Annotated in this window: 14 protein-coding genes and 2 tRNA genes; 6 read left to right on the top strand and 10 right to left on the bottom strand. The window is 50.3% G+C overall.

The features are described 5' to 3' along the window. The first annotated feature begins 140 nt into the window (after nucleotides 1-140). Nucleotides 141-263 (top strand): hypothetical protein, encoded by a 123-nt coding sequence (locus OC187_RS03910; RefSeq protein ID WP_262997648.1) that lies wholly within the window; start codon nucleotides 141-143, stop codon nucleotides 261-263. A gap of 145 nt (nucleotides 264-408) precedes the next feature. Here the strand turns inward: OC187_RS03910 and OC187_RS03905 are convergent. Both OC187_RS03905 and gltX read right to left on the bottom strand, forming a co-directional pair. Then, nucleotides 409-481: transfer RNA gene (locus tag OC187_RS03905), tRNA-His, on the bottom strand. A gap of 134 nt (nucleotides 482-615) precedes the next feature. Next, nucleotides 616-1,944 (bottom strand): glutamate--tRNA ligase, encoded by a 1,329-nt coding sequence (gltX, locus tag OC187_RS03900; protein ID WP_262997647.1) that lies wholly within the window; start codon nucleotides 1,942-1,944, stop codon nucleotides 616-618. Nucleotides 1,945-2,110: 166 nt separating this feature from the next. Between gltX and OC187_RS03895 the strand changes: the two genes are divergently transcribed. After that, nucleotides 2,111-2,512 carry an Erum7620/ECH_0207 family putative T1SS effector gene (locus OC187_RS03895; RefSeq protein WP_262997646.1) on the top strand — a complete coding sequence of 134 codons (402 nt, stop codon included), beginning with the start codon at nucleotides 2,111-2,113 and terminating at the stop codon, nucleotides 2,510-2,512. On the opposite strand, the gene OC187_RS03890 is transcribed toward OC187_RS03895, so the two are convergent. Further along, nucleotides 2,509-3,297 carry a thiazole synthase gene (locus tag OC187_RS03890; RefSeq protein ID WP_262997653.1) on the bottom strand — a complete coding sequence of 263 codons (789 nt, stop codon included), beginning with the start codon at nucleotides 3,295-3,297 and terminating at the stop codon, nucleotides 2,509-2,511. The two genes, OC187_RS03895 and OC187_RS03890, sit on opposite strands and share 4 nt — an antisense overlap. Before the next feature lie 57 nt (nucleotides 3,298-3,354). Next, nucleotides 3,355-3,558: a sulfur carrier protein ThiS gene (gene thiS / locus OC187_RS03885; RefSeq protein ID WP_262997645.1), complete on the bottom strand. Its 204-nt coding sequence runs from the start codon at nucleotides 3,556-3,558 to the stop codon at nucleotides 3,355-3,357. Between the two features lie 194 nt (nucleotides 3,559-3,752). On the opposite strand from thiS, the gene OC187_RS03880 reads away from it, so the two are divergent. Next, on the top strand, nucleotides 3,753-5,774 hold the full coding sequence (locus OC187_RS03880; protein WP_262997644.1) for a hypothetical protein: 2,022 nt from the start codon (nucleotides 3,753-3,755) through the stop codon (nucleotides 5,772-5,774). Nucleotides 5,775-6,467: 693 nt separating this feature from the next. On the opposite strand, the gene OC187_RS03875 is transcribed toward OC187_RS03880, so the two are convergent. From OC187_RS03875 to OC187_RS03865, 3 genes are all read right to left on the bottom strand, one after another. Beyond that, nucleotides 6,468-7,607, bottom strand: coding sequence for a P44/Msp2 family outer membrane protein (locus OC187_RS03875; protein WP_262997643.1), 1,140 nt, complete (start codon nucleotides 7,605-7,607; stop codon nucleotides 6,468-6,470). Nucleotides 7,608-7,830: 223 nt separating this feature from the next. After that, on the bottom strand, nucleotides 7,831-8,406 hold the full coding sequence (mlaD, locus tag OC187_RS03870; protein WP_262997642.1) for an outer membrane lipid asymmetry maintenance protein MlaD: 576 nt from the start codon (nucleotides 8,404-8,406) through the stop codon (nucleotides 7,831-7,833). 6 nt (nucleotides 8,407-8,412) lie between these two features. Next, nucleotides 8,413-8,733 (bottom strand): NADH-ubiquinone oxidoreductase subunit NDUFA12 family protein, encoded by a 321-nt coding sequence (locus tag OC187_RS03865; RefSeq protein ID WP_262997641.1) that lies wholly within the window; start codon nucleotides 8,731-8,733, stop codon nucleotides 8,413-8,415. 112 nt (nucleotides 8,734-8,845) lie between these two features. Here OC187_RS03865 and nrdR point away from each other — a divergent pair, with 112 nt between their 5' ends. After that, nucleotides 8,846-9,301: a transcriptional regulator NrdR gene (gene nrdR, locus OC187_RS03860; RefSeq protein WP_262997640.1), complete on the top strand. Its 456-nt coding sequence runs from the start codon at nucleotides 8,846-8,848 to the stop codon at nucleotides 9,299-9,301. A 68-nt stretch (nucleotides 9,302-9,369) separates the two neighbouring features. Further along, nucleotides 9,370-9,442: transfer RNA gene (locus OC187_RS03855), tRNA-Ala, on the top strand. A 24-nt stretch (nucleotides 9,443-9,466) separates the two neighbouring features. On the opposite strand, the gene OC187_RS03850 is transcribed toward OC187_RS03855, so the two are convergent. After that, entirely contained in the window at nucleotides 9,467-15,694 is a 6,228-nt protein-coding gene (locus tag OC187_RS03850) for a hypothetical protein (protein WP_262997639.1), read from the bottom strand. A gap of 281 nt (nucleotides 15,695-15,975) precedes the next feature. On the opposite strand from OC187_RS03850, the gene OC187_RS03845 reads away from it, so the two are divergent. After that, a complete protein-coding gene (locus OC187_RS03845; protein ID WP_263008612.1) occupies nucleotides 15,976-19,926 on the top strand; it encodes a hypothetical protein in 3,951 nt (1,316 codons plus the stop codon). A gap of 238 nt (nucleotides 19,927-20,164) precedes the next feature. Here OC187_RS03845 and OC187_RS03840 read toward each other — a convergent pair whose 3' ends face one another. Together OC187_RS03840 and OC187_RS03835 are read right to left on the bottom strand one after the other, a co-directional pair. Then, nucleotides 20,165-20,341: a Trm112 family protein gene (locus OC187_RS03840; RefSeq protein ID WP_262997637.1), complete on the bottom strand. Its 177-nt coding sequence runs from the start codon at nucleotides 20,339-20,341 to the stop codon at nucleotides 20,165-20,167. Then, on the bottom strand, nucleotides 20,342-21,382 hold the full coding sequence (locus OC187_RS03835; RefSeq protein WP_262997636.1) for an extracellular solute-binding protein: 1,041 nt from the start codon (nucleotides 21,380-21,382) through the stop codon (nucleotides 20,342-20,344). Between the last annotated feature and the right edge of the window lie 167 nt (nucleotides 21,383-21,549).

The following is a 21,549-nucleotide window of genomic DNA, read 5'->3' as shown; positions in this document are numbered from 1 at the left end:
GATAGAGCAAAATTTTAATAATAAAACCATTACAAGTCAAAGCTCTATTTGGCCACACAACACTGCGCAGCAACCCGGGGATACGCGCCTACTAGAGCAGCAAAGCACGTTGTGGGCAACCACCCCCGGTGGGCGTCAAGATGGCCATAACTAACTCAGAAGCAGGGATAGATGCGTCACTGTTGTTTTCGGAATGTGAAGGGAGCAAAAACTTCTGCCGCCAACCCACTTCTGCAGTAAACGTAAGCCAAGTCGCCGAATGAGTGGTGCAGTAGCTGTTCCTGAAAACCCTTGCGTCTAGGTTCGGTGGATGCCTTGTGGTGCCACCAACATGCCCCACGCATACTAGTAAGGCAGTATGACGCCATTACGCGCGCCCACAGCGGGCCGGAGGAGAACGAATAACCGGGCGAACGACCAGGATTGAACTGGCGACCTTCAGTGCCACAAACTGATGCTCTACCAATTGAGCTACGTCCGCCACAGCACAATCAACTATCATATCTAACTTGCGAGAGTCAAGCACCATATAACCGAAAAACGGAGGCTCAACCCAGCGGTGCACCGCCCTAAGTACATGCCCACATATAGGGGTTTTTGTTACACCCCTGACAATCACGTGCCGCGCAGCCTTCGCAGTATTTCTGTCCTACCAATCAACGGCAGTAACTTTGCAAATTCCGGGCCTCGTGACATCCCAGTAAGCGCACGTCTAAGTGGCGGCAGGATGTCGTGCGTGCTGGAATTCGCCTGTTCTTTGATTCTTTGCAGCCATATCTTCCAAGTGCCACCATCCGGTTCCCCCTCAGGCAGCAGGTCACTAGCCAACTGCAGTAGCCACTTTTCCGAATCGTTCACTGCGGGCGTCACCACTCCGGGACTGCAGATGTTCATCCACTCTCTTACATCGGACATAACGCTTATGTTGTCACGCACCGCGTACCAAAAGCTTTCAGAACATTTTGCCCCATATGCATCTAGCTTGTCCTTCACCTCTTCAAATGACAGCTGCTGCAGTAGCCGCACATTTAACTTTAGTATGTCTTCTAACGCAAATTTTATGGGTGCACGGTTGAACGATTTGATATCGAACGAATCGACCAGGGTTTGTGTATTCGTGTGTGGCTCCATCGGAATAGATGTGCCTATTCTGGCAAGGTAGCTGTTTATCGCCATGGGCTCGACGTTCATTTCTCGAATCTTACATATTTCGGTCCCACCCGCTCGTTTAGAAATTTTAGAATCCCCAACACGAAGCAGAGGCAAATGGGCAAACACGGGAATCTCAGCCTCAAGAAAATGCATGATGCAGATTTGCACTGCCGTATTGCTTACGTGGTCTTCTCCACGAACAATGTGTGTTACTTTGAAGTCAATATCGTCAACCACAGAAGGAAACATATATGTGTAGCTGCCGTCAGTCCTTCTGATGATCGGATCGCTAATATTCTTGGCCTGAAATTCTACCTTGCCTCGTATCTCATCTTCCCAGGAGATTACCTTATCTCTATCTAGCTTGAGCCTGAAGTACGGCCGCCTGCCATCGTAAGTTCTGCGATCCTGCTCAGTCACGTTTAGTGCACTTCTGTCATAGATTGGCGGCAACCCCATTTTCAGCATCATCTTCCTCTTGAGCTCCAGCTCCTCCTGGGTTTCGTAACATGGATACACCGCCCCCTTGTCCACTAAGGAGCCAAAAACCTCGTTGTACCTATCAATCCTGGAGCGTTGGTTGAAACAAAAATCCCAATCTATGGCTAGCCACTCAAGGTCGTTTTTTATCCCCTTAGTGTACTTATCCTCAGATCTCTCGACGTCTGTATCGTCAATCCTGAGCAAAAGCTTGCCTGACTGATTCCTGGCGTATAACCAGCATATCAATGCCGTCCTAGCATTCCCTATGTGCATGTACCCAGTAGGGCTGGGAGCAAAACGGGTAATCATACAAACAAAACCTCTCTTTCGAAGCACGCATGGCAACAGCGTGTAGGCCACGCATTCTCATGCTAGCTCCCTCATCCCACGGACAAAGGCATAGGACTCCTTTACCAAGGGAATAACGCATAAGCAACCTGAATTTTTGTTTACCGGGAAGAGTTTTCATCTTAGAATGGTGACCCTGGTCGTTTTGATAGTGGGCGTGCGTTTTTTCTGTGTATACAAGCACAAAGAGTCTGGGCGTGTCAGGTTCGTGCGTGACGGCTTTTCTATCCTGGCGTTCGTTTTCGTGTTTTTTTTCACTGCCTTCAAAAGGCTATGGGCCCTCACGTTCATCCTACTGGTAGCATCTTGCGTGTCCTACACTGCATATCACGAGCATTTCATTGACCTGCCCTGTTACGCGTTGCTAGAGCTCGTCATAAAGCTATACGCCGGTCTTTCTTATCCGGATTGGTTGCGCATGAAGCTGCGGCACACCAAACACGCTATTTCCGCCACTGTGCTGGCACACAACACTCTGCACGCTCGGTTGCGGTTTATGGAACAGGAAGGTAAGGCGTCAGACAGCTAGTTACCGTGATCTCCGCGCCAAAAGGGCGTGTCCACCAGTGGAGTGCTGGCTATTGCGAATTCTCTCTTGCCTATAATTCCTGACTCATGTCCGATGCGCCCGGATTCCACAGCATACTTAAAGGCACGCGCCATGTTAGGAGGGTCAAGTGATCGCGCTATGGCACTGTTTATCAGCACTGCATCGATGCCAAGCTCCATAACCATAGCAGCATCAGAAGGCCTGCCTATACCAGCATCTACAATGATAGCTACATCCTTAAACCTGTTTCTCAACAGCCTGAGGTTATGTACGTTCAACACTCCCATACCGGAACCTATGGGTGATGCCCCGGGCATCAACATACTACATCCACAGTCTATCAGCCTCTGGCACACAACAAGATCATCGGTACAGTACGGAAAAACCTTGAAACCTTGGCTTGCAAGCTCCTTTGCAGCCTCACACAGCAATACAAGATCCGGGTGCAGGGTGTAGTCATCCCCAATGATTTCAAGCTTTATCCAGGAAGTGGAGAAGATTTCCCTCGCCATCTGTGCCATCCTCACGGCATCGCTCACTGTGCAACAACCGGCAGTATTTGGCAGAACTCTGCACCCACTATCCTGAATAATGCGCCAGAAATCACCCCCCGCTCTGGTGGACGGCATCTGTCTGGACAAGGACACAGTGACCACCTCTGCACCGGAGCTCGCTACAGCCTGTTTTAGAACCTCTGGAGACGGATACAGCGCCGATCCGAGGAACAATCTGCTTTTTAGCTCAACACCACATATGCTCCACACATTGCCCTCAACTGCAAAGACAAGACCGGCATCCGCACCACGCAAGAACGCGCACCATTAGCCGCCTTGCATTGGGTACACTACGTCAACAACGTCTCCGCTTCTGAGTTCGTACTCACCATACTGTGCCTTGGTCACAAGCACTTTGTTGACCGCCACAGCAAAGGGTGTGCGAATCTCTTCCACGATGTGCTGTAGCATACTACCTTCCGGTATACTTCTCTTCTCCCCGTTAATTTGGATATCTATAACACCCCCCATATAAACACCCGTACGCCAAGAGCACAATGTCTGTAGTATATACATCAATCTCCTTGCAGTACCAGCCATATGTATCGAGCGCAACCCTCCCCATTTATGGGGCGGCTGTACATGCAGCACCTGGGCGGGCAAGCTACCTTGTGGAGCCTGTAATGTTATGTTAATATTAGCATAACATTAGCCACTGTGTACGTATGTTATCTCCTAAACAAGCAAGCTACTCTGTACCAGCTATCACAAATGATAATACCCCCCTATTCTTCACCGCGGAATTGCGTGGCTTGGCAAAGCTTTTAGTAGATAAGAACTCTTTATCTATGTTGTCCGGGTTTCTAGCAGGTGCTGTTGGGACAAACGAAAAAATGGAGGAGCACCCGTACACGAACATACTGCAACACAACCTGAAGCTGCACCCAAAAGACCTGGCAAAGCTCACCAACTCACAACACGGGCACTATAGGAGTATATGGATAACAGAAATACTGTATCGATCACTAGTTCAAGTCACACAGAAATACGGCATGGGGGCCACCCCGCTAAAACACCTGGCAGACCGCTGCGCAGCCAAGATAAACAAACTGCATGGCAAGGAACTCGCGTATAACATATCCAGCCAGAAGTCCATCATCTGTATACAAGAATTGTCTGCATACTTGCAAAGAATGGGTGTTAGCGAAGGCCTCGGAATGGGCGTCATAATGACAAATAGCCTAAAAGCATTGGATGATCTATCAAGCTACTGCGCGTTGGAAATGCGCGAAAGGTTTTGTCTCCTACTTAGCTTTTATGGTGCGAGTTGCGACGCATTACCGTCTTCCTGCTCTTCAGTCACATTGGTCAGACGCATACTGCATGGAGAAAAAGTCGTGTATACCCCCACCCGAAATCTTAGCGTACAAGAGCTAGAGTGCAGACAGCAAATTTGGGGAGCAGTTGCATCATACTTAGGGCAACAGAAAAGAAAATTGGAATACGCCAAGGTTATTACGCACAGGCAATATGCGTGGTATATGTTACACCATAAGCTCGTGCAGTTCTTCTATACGGTGTTCATAATACCAAAACTGTGTGCGGATTATGACACTTTGAAGAGGCTTGATGCAGCTTACAAGGACAGCATCACATATGGAGATTGTTCAAAATTTTTTGAAAAGCTGCAGAGGACCGCACTTCTAGATAAAGACTTCCATAGGGAACATAGGGGGCTGTTTGCAGCCTTGAATGCAGCACAAAGCTCATACAAAGTAGGTTGCCATGCGGAATATGTGGCTGCAGTAAGGAGTTGTGCATCGAAACATAGGCCTGCACTGCTACAGCACCTCTCGTTCTCGGCTCCCGTGGCGGGTGGAGTGTTGCGACGCGCAAGCCATAAGGTATGCAAACAGGCAAGCGTCGTGCGCAGTAGGTTGCTTAAGTCTCTACCAAGAGCCACCGCAAGTGGATTACTGCCCAAACAAAGCATTGGGCAACAGTGTATTGCGGCAGCTTTGACGACTGCAAGTGCCCATGACCAGTTTAATAGAATCCACGAACGGCCACAGATATCGGAAAAACAAAAACACATTACGGTGGTCTCGCGTTTCCGTCCAAATAATGATAATACGCGCCCTCACGGTTCGTCGTTGAAGCGCCAGCTAGAACTGCTACTCAGTAGGAAAAAACGGGAACTACTGCACGGTATTTCGACATTAGCCTTACATTATGCAGGAAGTACGGAGAATCTGACCGCAACAGAATCTAGGACATTTACACACGGTGTACGCCACCCCAAAGCGGATACTCACGTATCTAAGTATTTAGCAGGCCACAGAGGCATGCACACACACCCACAGCATGCAACACCGCCGTACAACAACCTGCATGTGGCAGAACCTACCAGCCAGATATTACATGCAGATAGCACCGCATGCTTTCATCCACAAACTACAATAGCCTCGCAAGCAAAGCTGCACAGCCACCAATTTCTTCCGAGTCAGCCCAAACCGAAGAACGCAAAGTTTAGCGGTAAGTATCTGAAGAAGAAAATTCTTTGCTCGGTAGGTACGGCAAGTAAGCCGAAGCACCTAGACACGGATAGTAATGTTCACAAAAATTACAGTGCTGCTGCTCCAGAGGACGCATACGTACTACTATCAACACAAGCGCAACAGCGCACCCGCAAATGTAAAGGATTCTGGTTGGGTGAGAAAGAGTGTAAACCTGACACCCGAAAATAGGCATAGGCAGTTATATAGGCGCATTAGCAGCATTGGTGGAACCCCGAAACCTGTGTTGCTGCACACTAAAAGAATCCAAGGGGGACTTACCATAGGCATGCGTACATCAGATCCTGGCTAGAAGCAGTGCGGCTACAGCCAGGACCAGCAGAGGTCACGCGCTAGGACATAGGTAGCCAGTCCACGATGTAGCCACCTCCTTCTCCGTAGTGGAAGTGGCAGTATGGTAATTCCTAGAAACCAGCAAATGGTACTGTTGCGACGCTACAGCGGGAAGATTGCTCCTGAAGGCACGCGCAAGCCAGCGGAGAGGAGGTGCCCCTGCAGCTTCAAGGAATGCGCAGCTAAGTTATAAGTTTCGGATTGCGTGCAAATGGTCTTGCCCGATACTGCGTGTGGCAGTGCAGGGGGCGCACGAGAGATACAACAACCTCGCACTGGGCCAGAGACACGAAAAAGACGCAAAACCTAGAAAACATTGGAGGAATGGCAATATTCCAAGCAGGCCAGTGGCGCTCTCGCCTGCATCCTGGGCTCCAGCTGTTTTAGCAAACCCCATTGTGAGGAGGTGAAGCAACAAATTCCAGCCCCGGAAAGGTGCCAGCACTCCGATGACAAAAACCCAGACAGAGAGACAAACCGGGCATCGAAGAGTAAAATATCCTAGCACACCAAACCGGCCCTGTGAGCAACCTAGAACCCTATCCTAGCTCCCAGTTCCACACCTATGTACTGAAGCCCGAACGATGCTGTGACCTTCTGCCTGGTTCTTCCTATGGGGCTCGAGTCATCAGCCGCCCGATGGACTGGGGTGTCTGTGTCGGCACCCACGATCTTACTGAAAGTGCCTCCAATGAACGCGGTCAGGTCAGGTGCGATGCTATAGTTCAAACCAGCCCTGAGCCTATAGGTAAACTTTGGCTGAAATTGCCGGTCGGTCAATCCCACAAAGTTCACCCCGATCCCGGCACAAGTGTACGGATATGCACCCCAGCCTATAAGTTCAATTTGCGGAAAGTCATAACACGCATTCATCACGGCCGAAGTTGCCCTTACGGAATGCACCTCAACAATTTCCATCCCCTCCGCACCGGTCGCAATTGCCCGACCAATTATCACTTTTTCACCTTCAGAAAGGGTAGCAACAGTTGCGGCAGGCTGAGCAGTGGCGGGAGCAGCGGCAGGAAGGGCTGCGGCGGCGTCCTCAGACTGCTTTTTCAATGCACCAAGTAGTGCATCGAGCTTTTTCTTGGCGCTTGCGGCAAGGACTCTATCCCCCCGCACAAGATCATGCTTTTGAATGTCCTCCAGGCGCGTACTTACGTGTTTCAGGGCCCCATTTGGCGCCCCACCTCGCAAGAACTCCACAAGCTGCTCAGTGTCGTATAATGCGCCGGCAGCTGCCTTCTTCACTAAGGCAAAGGACGTACCTCCCCCGCTGAGCAGGGCGTACTTTTGCCGCTGAAGCTTGTATCGCTCCTGACCAAACTCGATGTCCAGCCGCATTCCTCTTACAACGCAACCTACACCCCCCTTGAGGCCAAACAGGCTACTATTCTCAAATCTCAGAGCCACAGCTCCTTCTTCTGACTTCTTCCCTCTCCAATCGTAGTTTGCAGAGGAAAGCTCTGCCGAGCCCACCCTCCCAATGTAGGGAAGCACGGCCTTGGTCTCTCCCGAGACATCTAACCTAAATCTACTTACGGTTCCTATAGTCGGCCCATACCCAAGGCTGAAATAAAAGTCCCTGCGGCCATGCGACCCATGGGAGTTAATTGGGACAAAGCAGCTCAACGTGGACAACACAGCAGCCACATACACTACAGGCTTCATGACACATCCGATGACACCAACGCCAGCAGTTTGAAATCATCTCCCCGCTCTGCACGACAGTGCTACACAACAGTTAAGAAGCTCTTAACAGCGGTTGCACTTTCCAACTATATAACAACACCCCAAAATAGATTACGGGCAATCCCCAGACGAAAACTGGAATGCAACCCTCAGGGCAAGCCACTGCACAGTGTGCCCACATGCCCCACAAACGGCTACCACCCTACTTTCCTAACACCGAGCTCATCACTCCCTCCAATATCATGCGTAAAGTCGCTGCAGTGCTCGTATGCCGCAAGGGGCCACCTTCGGTGATAATGACCTCGTCAGACCCCGGCATGATATCCACATATTTCCTGCCCAACAAATCCGCATAGGTAACAGTTGCTGAGCTATCAACCGGAAGGCGCAGCCCTTTTTGTATGCACATTTTGACAACTGGCATGTTGTCCTGATCAAGATACATCGAAGTCACAGATCCAACGTTCACTCCGGATATTCTCACCTCGCTTCCCACTTTTAACCCGTCGACATCAGCAAAATGCGCATGGACCGTGTAACAGCCCTTATAAAACCTCAGCTCACGCGGTAGCCTGTTGGCCATGTATACACCCATCGCCACTACCGCAGCCGAAACAAGAACCCCAACTAAAACCTCTGTAATACTGTACTGCGACATGTAACACTCACCACAAGACCACTCAAATTCAGAAAACTTGTACACCAACAAACAACCGCTGTCACGAGGCGCGCCGCACAACGAAAACATGAGGAAGCACAGCACAACCCTGAGCGCCATCTCAAGCTACGAGCGCGCATCCCCAGAATCCTGCCTGTGTGGCCCACAATGTGGGTGGTAGGCGTGCGCAGTCCCCGTTAAATTAGGAACGTGCTTTCCACTGCCCTTTGCAGGCGGAAGGTCATCACTCGTATAATGTAACCACAAATGGCAGCGCGCCGTCACGGTAGAGGGATCTGCCCTTCCCCCATAGACAACCCATCTGCGCTCGCTTCCTCTTACAACAGCCGAATAATAGCGATTTCCAAACTCGTCAACATGCACACACCGCCTGCGTAGCTTGGTCAAAAACTCCAGTCCCAAAGAGCACAACGCACCTTTAGCCACAAAACTCGCTCCCCTCCACGTTGCCTAATTATAAGGTCTATGGTATGAAAGACAATCGCTAACTTGGAGTTTTGGCAGTTAGCAAAGAGTTTTAAGGAGAAATTGAGTCTTTATGAGGTGTCCGTTTTGTAACGGTGTCGATACCAGCGTGAAGAACTCCAGGCCCTCAGACTGCAGAATGTCTGTGCGCCGGCGCCGGTCTTGCGACACTTGCGGGTCTAGATTCGCCACTGTAGAGGAACTTCTACTAAAACCTGTCAAGGTGTTGAAAAAGGATGGTAGGGTGGAGGCCTTTGATAGGCAAAAGCTGCTGACGTCCATCGCTTTGGCAACGAAGAAACGTCCTGTTACTCGCGACCAGATCAACACGGTGGTCAGCAATATGTTCTATAAGCTAGAAGCAGTGAGGGGCAGCGTTGTTTCCAGTAGGATGATAGGTGAAATGGTGATGGAGACCCTGTTCGCGCTTGATAAAATTTCGTACATCAGGTTTGCTTCCGTGTACATGAATTTCAGTGATGTAAATGACTTTAGCGGAATAGTAGAGCGCGTGCAGGAAGTTGTATAGCCAGAAGTGAGTTATCGGAGAATTCTCTTGAACTGGAAGTGCTCTTGTGTTAGCCTCGCGCTGGTTTTGGGGGCATAGCTCAGTTGGTAGAGCATCTGTTTTGCACACAGAAGGTCAGCGGTTCGACCCCGCTTGCCTCCACCGGGGTCGTCCGTGTTGCAGTCGTTATAGCTCAAACATCCTGTTCAGGGCTTCAATGCTACCAAAGTAGTGTGTACGCACGGTTACCTGTCCGTCCATGTCAACGTGCCCACCCACTACCGGGAACGCCTGATCTTGTTGGTGCCTACAGGACTCCGTAGTTATTGAGTTGTACAACTCAATCGCCTCTGCATACCAGTATTCACCGGTGCGGTATTTTTCGTTCACGTTTTCGTGAAAACGTGCCATGTTCTCGTATCCCGCGTTGATCCACAGCTCATAGCTACCACTCTGTGACGAGTGAGGCTCCGTTATGAAGACCGAATTCTGGGAGTCTACACTCCACTGCTGGGCATCAAACCTGTAGCCGCCACTCCCAGCCGTTTGTGCATCTACCTCTTCGTTCTCAAGCACCATACTGTCAGTCCCCCGCTCACCCCTTGGCACGGAAGACCCATCACCTTCGGCGCCTGCTTGTTTTACGGGATGATGCCCCGGCTCCAGTGTGTGTGTGCGCTCCCGTTGCTGCACCAAAGGTTGGTACTCGCGCCAACCTACAGGATACAGACCCGGTGCGATGTCAACGGCGTCACTGACGGTTGAGTCTTTTACCACGTGGTATGAGGTTTCCCCGGCCACACCGTCATTCCGCGCCTCTAGTGAGAACACATAGGGCACTACGGAAGCCAGCATCTTTAGCCGCCAAGCACTCGCTGTAGAGTCAGCAAGCAAGCTATCATCATAGGTAGCTTGCCCCTTTCGCACACATATGCTGTATGCATCCTTGTCAAAATAGAGCCCATCACCTCCAGGTCGTTCCGGAATTTGCAGCACGCCATCAGGATTGAGTATGTGCATTCTTAAGAGGCCAGAGCCGTCACTTTCGCTCCCAATGGTCAACTTGAGCACAACCTGCTGATCCGAATCTCCCGACCAAGTGCCTTGCAACCATTCTTTGATGTACGGGTTATCAATAAACTCTAAATCGTTGGCATCTGCATCCATAGCCCACGCAATCTGTGTTCCTCGCACCACCATATATAGGGGCTGTGCATTTGATGCATCAGATAACACCACATCGTGCATCTTATTGTCTCTGTCCTCCGCAAATCGCCAAACTAGCGATCCACACCGAAAATCATTGGCAGTTGAACAATGAAATAGCGCCAAATAATCCTTACCCAGCATGAATCCCATGTGGTCAGTGTTGAGATGTGCAACACCAGAATCTCCATGTGCTGCGTGCAAGTAGTTGTTAGGCAAGGGCACCAGAACCACTGCAGAGTTTCCATGGGCCCCTGTACCGGCTTTTTGCAGCTTAAAAGCTGGCACACCCGTAGTGCTTTCATATATCCTGTCCAACGCCCAATCAGGAATATGTGGTATCACACCAGGTTCGTCTACGTCCCTATACGTTAAGTCCAGATCTCCACCCTCGGCATCGCAGAGTCTTAGCGCGTAACTACCGTCATGCAGCTGCACAACCTTTGCATACCACGCATCAAGTAGTTGGGAATCATGCGAGCTCTTATTGACCAGTAGCTTCCCCTCTCCCGTAATATGGTATGACACGCTTGGCGCAGTCAGCAGCTTTTTGTCGTGGTAAGTGCGCACCCCAAACAAGGGACCAAGATTTGACATATTCAGATCAACGTACAGCCGCGAGGTACCAGTATCTGTTGCGCTGCCACCTCCCGATTCCTGTGGCTCGACTGGGTGATCAGTAGGGGAGCCAGATCCGCGCTTGGCGCTATCCGGTATATAGGAAGCATGCTCCAAGGGTTCATCAGTATCCATGTTGTGCTCCCCATCAACACCAATGTGGCGCGCCTTTCTAATCTTTATCAAAAGCTCATCTGTGCTTCTGCCAACGGTTTTATCTCCATTATGTGCAATCAGTGAGGGTATAAATGAATCCTCAAAAACATCGCGCTCTCTACCAGCGTGCACTATGTCCTGCAATGCGTGATCTTGCCCACTAGGCTCACGAATTTCCATCACGACATGCTGCGACAAAAACTCGCTCAAAACTTTACGTAGCGGATCCCCTTGTATATCCCTCGCGAGTTTGCGCCCATAACCGTTCGTCCACACTATCCGAAGAGGCGCATCACTTGCAAAACCTATCCCGCCGCTACCTGGACTGCTTATGGGCATCTCTATCACATTCGACCCTACTTTAACGCCCACACCCTGTAGTCCCATTTCTTGTTTATCCACGGCAACGATTCTCACGCAATAGGGCTCTCTGTACTCTGCACCTGGATTCGCGAGGAATCTCATAAAACTATATGCAGTCTCAGGATCTTCGGCTTTCAATGTAGCGCTGCCAGGTGTTGTAGTAAATTCCAGGCGCGCACCGTTAATCTCCGCATATAGAGGGGTTCCCTCCAAGGCCTTGATACGTGCCGGTGCCATCCCATATATGTATTCGCGGTCAGTGGGTGCAAACTGAAACATTTTATCCAAAACCACAAACCTCTCGACACCATGCCTGTTAGGCGCAGCTATTGCATCACCGCTAAGTAACAGTTTACACGCATTGGACTCCAAATTTAGCTCAAACAGCGCATACTTCCCATGCAGAAACATTGGATCGCCAGATGGGGAAGCATTGCCCGTGTTATACTTTACCGAAACATGTGCACCGGGTTCCGAAGCATCAAGCCTGAAGTATGGCAAGGCACCCTGCTGAGCGCTGTAAGCTTCACTCAGATCTACTACCACTCTGTTACCACTCTCATCAACTGAGACTATCCGTCCTGTGTTCTCCAGAGCGTGGTCATCTCGCAGAAAGTTTTGATATCCCTTCAGAACACCAGAGGCACCTTTCGGGTAATGAACTGCGTTGCCATCCGCAAAATCGCTTTTTGTCAGCGCCCTTCCAGCAGCATCACAAAGAGCCAACTGATACCCGCCCTCTGTGTTTTGCACCACTTTTAAGAATCTATGCTCAGGCGCCAGGGACAAAACGTAATCTTTCCCCTTGTCAACATATATTATTCTATCATTTTTGGATACGTATCCCCACAGAGGGAAAGCCGGGTTGCTGGCACCGGAGGCATCCTGCACTTGCAGTAGAACCTGAAACCTCTCAGTGTTGCCTCCTGTACTTTCATCGCTTTCAATTTTTTCCCCTAGAATCAGAGGCAGCACAATCTTTCCGGGTGAATGTTCGAACCCTAAGTGATTAATTTTAGATGAAGTGGCCTTATCTGTGGGCAACCCACCAGAGGGGGGTTGCACCCCGTTCCCACTGCTCTGCGCTGTATCACCCTTGCCGTGTGGAAAAATTGCTTCAGGTGATTGCTCGCGCTCATCAGTACCATGCTTCACTGGATGCAATGGAAATGGAGAATTACCGGCTCCACGTTCGGTGTCAGGCGAGCCATCGGTGGGGTAAGCCCCACGGTGTGGAGGCTCCTCCGCACTTTGAGGCAGCGCTCTAAGCGATAAATCCACAGCACCTGGAATCAACACTTTCCCTTGAGACACTATGGAAGTTTTCAAGTGCGCATCATGGTCAACCTCCCTTACCGTTATCGGGAAGTCTTGCAGCATCTCTCGCAAGACCTGTTCACCAAGAGCAGCATAAGCGCACAACTGTACGGGGTGGCCTGCGCTTGGAATATGCACAAGATCCAGTGCATTGTACGCAAAGTAAATACCAACATCGCTGAGCTTTAGCGGATGTGTATGCTCATCTACTACAATCGAAACTTCATATAGGGGACCTGGGATGCTGGGCTGGTTCACCACTGACTTTTCCAGCCTAAACCGCGCAGCAAGTGGCTGGTCCAATTCTACTGTCCCGCCGCCAAGAATCCGCTCTGCTTGGGCTACAAAGTTTTTATATTCACTCAAAGAGCGCACAAATTGTACATCGCCCAAATCTCTTACGTCCTCATAGGTGCTGTAGACAAAACCTTCTCGCGTAAGAACTAGCAGCATTTGCCTTGCAGCTCTGGTTGCGGTGCTGTGAATGGATTCGGGATTTGCAAGCTGGATTTCCGCCGAGTCTTTGCCATAGTGGAGCGTGTGGGCGTAGTAGGGATAGGCTTCAAACTCAAAGTACGCCGAGTTCGAGGCAAGCTTACCCATTATATCCCCGCCACCACCCACAAGGCTGGTACCAAAAGCTGGGCCTGCACCCGTGGGCGCACTAAGCGTGATTGCGGGGCCCTGCCCCTGTCCCTCGTACAGATCTTTGAGTGACGCTCCCAACGTGTCACGCACGGCAACAAATTGTGGGTTCACAGCATCCGAAATTGCGCTCTCATCTGGCAGCGCCCCATAATTACTAGATACGTGGCTATTGTCCCGATAATAGCGCACTATATGATGGGGCTCTAATACTTCCCCCGATCTGTTGCAGAATGCTAGTTCATAGCGAGGTTGCCCTTCAACCCCTCCAGACACAACTTTCAAAAAGTGGTACTCTTTCGGGATCACTACACTGTGTCCCCACATGTTATCGGCGACTAACTCCCCGTCCGATGCGAAACGATATTTGCATGTGGGCAATTCTTGCGTGCCGCCGTCATGGAGTTTGAGCACAGCCGAATGCCTTCGGTCACCAGTTTGTGCATTGAACAATGCACCCCCTGGGAGCATAGAGCCAACCACGCTGCCTTCTTGCCCCACAGTTTCCTCATGTTCGTGTAACGAATGCGGCTGCTGGGCGTCGCTTACAAACCCTGAATCAGGGCTGGTGTCCATATTCACTTTCACGTTACTACGCTCAGTTTTATTTCCTCTTGCAGGCACATTATCTGCATCATCTTGTACACGCCCTCCATGAATCTCAGGTACCCCGGACTTGAGTTGGGGTTGCCGCTCTTGCCCCGCTGAATTTTCTCCCGTAGAATTCACATCCGGGCTGCCATTATCGATAGGATACTCTGTACCACGCATTAGGGCATTGAGTGGATTCGTTCCCCCTGCAATGAGTTTACCGTTGGCATTAATGTAGGGAAGCTCCCCGCTGTCCGCTGCAGGAACATGCAGGACAAAGTTGTGCTTAATGAATTCCTCAAACGCATAGCTGGACATGTCTTTCTTAAATTTCGGTGCACTACCAGCACTCATGTTTTCAGTAACATGCTCAAACGCGAAATTACGGAATAGTAGCAAGTTTCCATCGTGCGTTCGCGCAATGGGTATTTCGTTGCCAGACACTAACACTGCAGCATTGCTAATTACTCCGGGCTGCTCCACAAGCTTATACGGCGTGTCTTCCGGAGATAGTAGTGTACTACCCACAGTTATTTGAAGCGCGTACTTTCCTTCCAGTAAATCAAACACAGGCCCCCCGCCTGGAAGAAGGTGCGTCTGCCGCAGGAGGCTTCTGGCCTGTTGTGCATCATCGACCTTGGTGGCGCCTTCTGGGTTCTCCGATATACTAAATTTCTCGCCTTCCACTATCAGGTATAATGGGTGCTGCAACAACGCGGATTTCACCGCATTTATGGTCTCCTGGGGATACTTTGCAAGCTCCACCCTAAGATGCTCTGGATGCTGAAGTAACGGCGAAAAGTACGAGAAGGTTATGGAATCACTTTCGCGATCCAACATTAACAGTGCGCACTCACTATTTAATGTACCTATTGAGGCGTCCGCGGTCGTCTCCTGCGATGTTTCTATATCCGAAAGGGGAAACACGTGAACCGCAGGTGCAGCACCCTCCAGGGTACCCAGTGCAAAAATTGGCAGCTCTCCGGCTGGATCTATTAAACTTTTCCTCCCCGGTTCAGATGCAACATATTCGACGCTCTCTAGAGCATCTTTATCAGCTGCAAGTCTTGCTACACTACTTACTGTGGGAATATCCGCATGTTCCAACGCACCCAAAATGCTTGACGGATCTTGTAGACTCCTCGAGTCTAAGGGGCTAAAATCCCCAACAGCAAGCAGCTTCCCCTCACTGTTACAAAAGCGCAGGACATGCTTTCCTTCGTTCTGGACAACTTTTAAAAACTGATATTCAGGTGGAATGGACAGCACATATCCGCGTCTTTCATGTATTATGTTGCGCCCCCCTAGGTAGTAGTACCTGGATGTTGGAAAAGATACCGAGTTTCCGTCATACATAACGGCCACAGAGTGCAACTCGGACCCGCTGCTGTTGGGAGAAAACATTAGTTCCCCAGGCATCATGCTAATTGCCTGATCTACGTCTTGTTGCTTGATGATTGTCATACTAGCCTCATTTAGGGTGCGAACCAAAGCCGGAGATAGATAGGAAATCTGCATTAATAATGGATGAAGCACATCTGTGATTCATATTGTGAGCAATCTGACCCTAAAAATTTGGTAGGTAGAATTTAGTGCCCTGGCCGGTTGTATACCGCTTCGACGTGTCTTCTATACGTACAAACTTCGCCACCGGTCTCCGGCAGTAAATAGCATGAAAACTTCGGGCTACAACGCGGAAGTCCCGCACAATACCGGCTTGAATGCACAAAAACACTATTTCACTTGACTCCCTGGGAGAATCATGCTGTACTCCTCTCCTTTTTGTAAGCAGGGCTTTTATGGAAACACTGAAGCAACTCTCTACGGAAGTCTCTCCTAGCGCCACACAAGCGGGTGGCACATCCGGTAAGAGCCTTTCAGCGACGACACCCTGTGCCGAAGACAGAGCAGCATCGTTTGGGGATATTGAACGAGATTTTGGGCACGTTTTTTACGTGCAGGACAACGCTCTGGATCAGCTACAGATAAAACTTGCCATACACAGCACTGAACCACTTGCAGACAGAACGAAGGAGTACATAGATCGTGAGATCAGAAGTACAATAGGCGCGTTCGATGCAAGTTTCGCGTTGGGGCCCCACAACACACCCAGGCAACTCGACGTGTATGTTTTCGAGCACAGCAGGAACCTAAAGGATTCCCTAGAGCGTATGTGCGTCGATGGCAATGTAGGCGGCATAGCCTGGCCCTCACTGGGTAAGATTTATGTGTATAAGGAGGGAAGCAATAAGGTCGCTAACCTACCCCACGAACTTAGCCACTGCCTGTTCGATTATGCAGTTTCTGGAAAGTATGGATGGCACGCGGGCGTGGATATCCTAAACGAAGGTGTGGGTGAGCATATACAGCATATAGTGGAGCGCGGCTATGAGATTGACCTGGACATCATGAGGCGCGCAGATAGAGTGTTAAGCATGTTCCGTGATGATGCGGAGATCGCTCAGGCAACTAACCTGAACGATATTATGTCAATCATTCGGGAGCGTAGCCCGCAGGATTACAGATACGTGATGTTAAAGTACGATCTGGGTATTACGCTGGTAAATTACCTGCAACGCAGTAATCCTTCTCTGATAAAAGAGGCCTTTAGGAATTCTGCGGCCACAAGTTTTGGACATAATACGCTGCTATCAGACGCAAAGCTCGTTGCAGACCCGTTCAGTACCTTGATGAGCATACCAGAGGGATTCAGCGCTTGGCTCAGTGAAAACTCCACAGAGCAATTTGTTGCTGCGCACGATGCGCTGTTTGTACGCCCGAACGAGCTAGTAGGACTCACTGATAAACTTGTCGACGGTGAAATTAAGCAGATCAAGGTTTTTGACGCAGTCCTTGAAGACAGCGCAGGAAATGTTGTGAGTGCGCTTTCGCCAGTCTCACATTTCGGATTTCACAGCGTGATAAGAGTTGCCAATATGCACTCCGGAGATAAATTTGACCTACATCATAGGTATCACTTTCTCAAACCCGTAGTAACACACGGCGTTTTGAAGTATACGTACTGCGACGACAAGGGCCAGGAATACCTGATGAGCAGGCGTCCAGAAGTTGTGTCCAGCCTGACAAAAATCGTGACTAAGTACGATAGCGACGTTGCTATGGTACACGAAGCCGTACTCAGGGCGCAGGCAGCATATGATACCTATCTGGAAAAGCAAGATGAACAGTCAGAGCGTGCTGTGCACGAGGCAGTAGACTATGCATCAGTTCTGCTGACCCAAGGGTTGGATAAAATTGCCACAGATCATATGGATTTTGCAGCAATTGCTGGTACGGAGCTCGAGAACCAGCATTTTGACCCACGCCTGCGAACTACTATGCTGGGCGCAGCATACACGGAATACATCACCAAGCACGTACAGTCGCTTATGCTGGGTCTTGAAGACTCAGAAGCGTCAGTTGTGCTTCAGAGGATCTTGCATCACATGATGTACATCGACCCAATGAGAATGAGGGCAGTCAGTGGAGCGCAAACACTTAGCCAGCAGCACGATGTCATTTTGTCCCTAAAGGCTATGGGTAAGGGAGATATGAGCGGTGTTTCTGTGTACCTGCCAGACGGGGAAAAAGTTGCCGAACTGCCGAGCGACTCAGAAGCCTTTACTCAGTACACACATGAGCATGAAGGGCTAAAAATGAACTTCATTGCTGCTGACAGCCTGAAAGCCACACACACCGTCTATTCCACAACTCCTGTTGTAGTTGTGCAGCTCGATGAACAAGGCAACAAGGCTGCCTACTTTGTCCGCGGCACAAAGGCATCTGAGGAAGAATCAGACATAGTAGTTGATGTGGACGTATTCCTGGATCCTAAAGTTTTAAAGCTCAGTGGAGACGACCAGCTTTCGGTATCGCATGGGCTCAAAGTGCGATCTCTTGAAAAAACTCCGGAAGAACATCATGACGTAACGGCAAGAAAAAGCGTCATGGCAGACGATAAGGGAACCGAAAGAACGAGCGATGACACATACGATGCCGCTGTTTACTCAAACAACAAGGTTGCTATACAGAAACTGTCTAGCCTTGAGTTTTACATGTCTGCGGCAAGAGAAGACGCAAGTAACGACGTCGTGCAAAACCCGGCATTTTTCATTAGAGATGTCGCTGCAGGCAAAACGCTCCAATTTCCCGACAGTATAACACATTTAAAGCTTATAAGGACAGACAACGGCTCGGTAAGGCTTGTGCCGTGCACCAAAGACGGGAACGTGAGCCTACCAGATATGCCATACAACACGAAGGGCTATACATACATTGATCCAATTTTCGCGTACACGAGAATCAAGGCGGACTGGATTTCCAAGCATGCGAAATTAGATCTAGTAGACTTTACAAGGTACGATGACGGTACGCTATTCAAGTTGCAGTGGAACCGAGACGATCCCCGACTACCAAGGGATAAGAACGGCGAGATAATATGGGCAGACGATCTGTCATACTTTACCAGAGCGGAGCTCATTTATGAGCCGGAGAACACAAAGATTGGTGAGCTTTCCAGCTCTCCTAGCCTATTTCAGGATTGCATATTCCTCTCGTTTGATCGCAACTATGACAATAGCGATTTTGTTTCTTCTTTGCACGAACAAGAAGTTGAGCTGCAAAACGGGGGGGATGGCACACAGCGTGTTTCCTTGACAGGTAAGAACGACCTGGGTACAGACCACGGGTACAGTGACTACTATTCCCTATTTCACCGACAAGAGCAAGATAGCAAGGAGTTGGCGGACGAGATACACAGGCGTGCGGGAGTTGTGGATATGCAGTCGGGTGAGGCTGGTACACAAGTGCGCAAAGTTAGTGTAAGCGAGCACGACTTGCAACAGCTTGAGAACACAGTTGTATACTGGATTGCCAGTGAGGAGATAGTAGATGGGCAGGTGGTGCACCAGCATGACCTGTTCATCAACAACAACAGCGGACAGCACTATTTCCAGTTGCCGAAAGCCATCACACACTTGAAAGTGGTAACCCACAACGGACAAAAGCACCTGGTTCCGTCCACAGAAAGCGGGGTAGAAGACCCAGATGACATGCCCCAAGATCTTGGTGAGCATAGGTATATAAATGCCGCACTCGCGCATGAGAATGTGGCAATCGACCATACGCAAAGGATTCCTGTAGCCAATATATCCCTAGTCGACTTAGAAAAGTACGAGGATGGCACCCTGCTAGAACTCCGGACCGGTGGAAATATATCTTACTCTGGCATCGGCGCGGTAGAAGATGGGCGATCCAAAACCGTGCACCTTTTCGATGAGCACGGGAACGAGATCGGGGTGTTGTCTAAATATCCTAATCTTCTGGGAGACAGAATTTCTTTTGGTATCAGAGAGGAAACTGCGCCCGATGCGCAATCAGCCGAAGCCGAGCCTGTAACAGAGGGTGTGCCTGTACCGCCGCACAATGAGGAAACATATGTGCACAACAGCGCTCACGACGATGCACTGGACAACTTCCTTAGGGCGAGGCACAGCTCCTCATCGGGGGGGAGCGCGCACAGGGAGGAGAATGCGACGCACGGCACCGAATATGGCTACTATGAGGTGTTGGAAGCGCACGGTTCTGCGCACAAGCCATGTGCGGAGCCGTCCGCTGCTGGTGGGGGAACAAATCATTGCCAGCACCACTACACAGATGACGCACTCATTGACAGCGTAGCGTGGGAAACCCGTTGCGATACGGGTTTGTGCCATGTGGAAGGAGGGTACTACGGCTTCCTACCTCTGTAAACCTGCAAAGCCGCCCAGAGCTTGTGCCCCGGAGCACTCTATGAGCTCTGGGGCGGCAAGCCGCCGCTTGGCAAGCCACGCACTGCGGTCTCGCGGCTGGTGGGTGCCGTCCACCGTCTTACTGCTTGCACAACAGCAAGATAAGTACTCCCACCCAAGTTTTGTTGGGCTACCGGTGCACAGCACCCCCTAGACGTGGCTGGGAAGGTTCTACTTGAGTAACGGCGGCGCTGCTAGCCTAGGTTTCAGGCTCCAGTTTACGCGCCTCGTCAATGAGCATAATGGGAATTCCGTCCCGTACGGGGAACGCAAGGCCCGCATTTTTACTTACCAACTCGCAACTGTCTGAGTCATAATACAACTCACCACCAGTCAGTGGGCACACCAACACTTCCAGCAATCTCTCGCTCAACAACTATTTCCACCCCTCTTCATCAGCAATTAAAACGGCCTCTGCAAGATGTGCCTCGAGGTCTTGTAGAGGCAGCTCACTCTCCCTAAACTCGCCCCAGGACCGTAAAACGTCAGAGTACTCGACCCCCTTAACTATCGGATACTCCTGATTGACATCCGCATATACCTTCTGCGCCTCCGGGCCCGACAAAAATTCCAACAATTTCACCGCATTATCCAGGTTCTTCGCGTGCTTTGCCACAGCCCCCCCGCTAATGTTGACCATGGTTCCCATGCCCACCTTCTGGTTAGGGAAAAATATGGCCAATTTGGACGAGGCCTCCCTGTCCGCCTTGCTGTCAGAGGAGCTAACCCTGCCCCAGTAGTAGCTATTCACTATCGCAATCCCACCTTCACCAGCAGCCGCTGCATAAATTTGGTCTGTGTCCCCCCCGCTTGGTTTGCGCGCAAAATTGGCAACCAGACCACGAATCCATTTTCGCGTCGCTGTTAACCCGTTATTGGCCACCATAAACGCTATCAGTGACTGATTATACGGGCTATTTGAAGATCTGACTAAAATCTTGCCCTTCCACCGAGGGTGCGCCAGGTCCTCATATGTGCTGAGATCACCAACACTGACTAGTGACTTGTTATAAACAACTACCCGGGCGCGCTTAGTGAGCCCAAACCAATACCCCTCAGCGTCCCTATATCTCAAGGGAATCGCCTGCTCTAGCATATCAGACTTCACTGCCTGCAAAAGCCCGCGCTTTTTCGCAAGTATAAGGTTCACCGCATCAGCTGTGAGAAAAACATCCGCCTTGCTGTATTTGCCCTCACTTTCCATCCTGGCAATCAGCTGAGCTGCTTCGTCATTTATGTACCTAACCCTAATCCCGGTACCCGCAGTAAACCTTCTGAAGAGGTCGCGCAGCAACTCCTCTTTGCGGGAAGAGTACACATTCACCACTTCACCCTGGCCGGATTGGTACCTATCGTACAGGAAGCCTATACCCAGACCTATCGCCAGGGCACACAGCAAAACCCCTACAACCCTCATACACCTCAACCATCACCCGCGCGTCGGGTCTATCATATGGGAACCCCTGAGTAAATCAAGGCAAATCTTCAAAAACCGCGCATTGTGACATATCTACACAACCTTGGGTATTAACACGAAGCATGCATTGTCTATCAGGCAATGTCGAAACAAAGATTCGCAAGAGG

Source organism: Anaplasma capra (assembly GCF_025628805.1).
GTDB classification, from domain to species: Bacteria; Pseudomonadota; Alphaproteobacteria; order Rickettsiales; family Anaplasmataceae; genus Anaplasma; species Anaplasma capra.
The sequence above is the reverse complement of the archived record's forward strand: the minus strand, read 5'-3'. Positions and strand labels throughout refer to the sequence as shown.

Excerpts from the sequence above, each read along its gene's own strand:
- OC187_RS03875 (WP_262997643.1), bottom strand. The coding sequence starts at position 7,607 with ATGAAGCCTGTAGTGTATGTGGCTGCTGTGTTGTCCACGTTGAGCTGC.
- OC187_RS03845 (WP_263008612.1), top strand. The coding sequence starts at position 15,976 with ATGGAAACACTGAAGCAACTCTCTACGGAAGTCTCTCCTAGCGCCACA.
- gltX (WP_262997647.1), bottom strand. The coding sequence starts at position 1,944 with ATGATTACCCGTTTTGCTCCCAGCCCTACTGGGTACATGCACATAGGG.
- mlaD (WP_262997642.1), bottom strand. The coding sequence starts at position 8,406 with ATGGCGCTCAGGGTTGTGCTGTGCTTCCTCATGTTTTCGTTGTGCGGC.
- OC187_RS03895 (WP_262997646.1), top strand. The coding sequence starts at position 2,111 with ATGGTGACCCTGGTCGTTTTGATAGTGGGCGTGCGTTTTTTCTGTGTA.
- OC187_RS03850 (WP_262997639.1), bottom strand. The coding sequence starts at position 15,694 with ATGCAGATTTCCTATCTATCTCCGGCTTTGGTTCGCACCCTAAATGAG.
- OC187_RS03835 (WP_262997636.1), bottom strand. The coding sequence starts at position 21,382 with ATGAGGGTTGTAGGGGTTTTGCTGTGTGCCCTGGCGATAGGTCTGGGT.
- nrdR (WP_262997640.1), top strand. The coding sequence starts at position 8,846 with ATGAGGTGTCCGTTTTGTAACGGTGTCGATACCAGCGTGAAGAACTCC.
- OC187_RS03910 (WP_262997648.1), top strand. The coding sequence starts at position 141 with ATGGCCATAACTAACTCAGAAGCAGGGATAGATGCGTCACTGTTGTTT.
- OC187_RS03880 (WP_262997644.1), top strand. The coding sequence starts at position 3,753 with ATGTTATCTCCTAAACAAGCAAGCTACTCTGTACCAGCTATCACAAAT.
- thiS (WP_262997645.1), bottom strand. The coding sequence starts at position 3,558 with ATGGGGGGTGTTATAGATATCCAAATTAACGGGGAGAAGAGAAGTATA.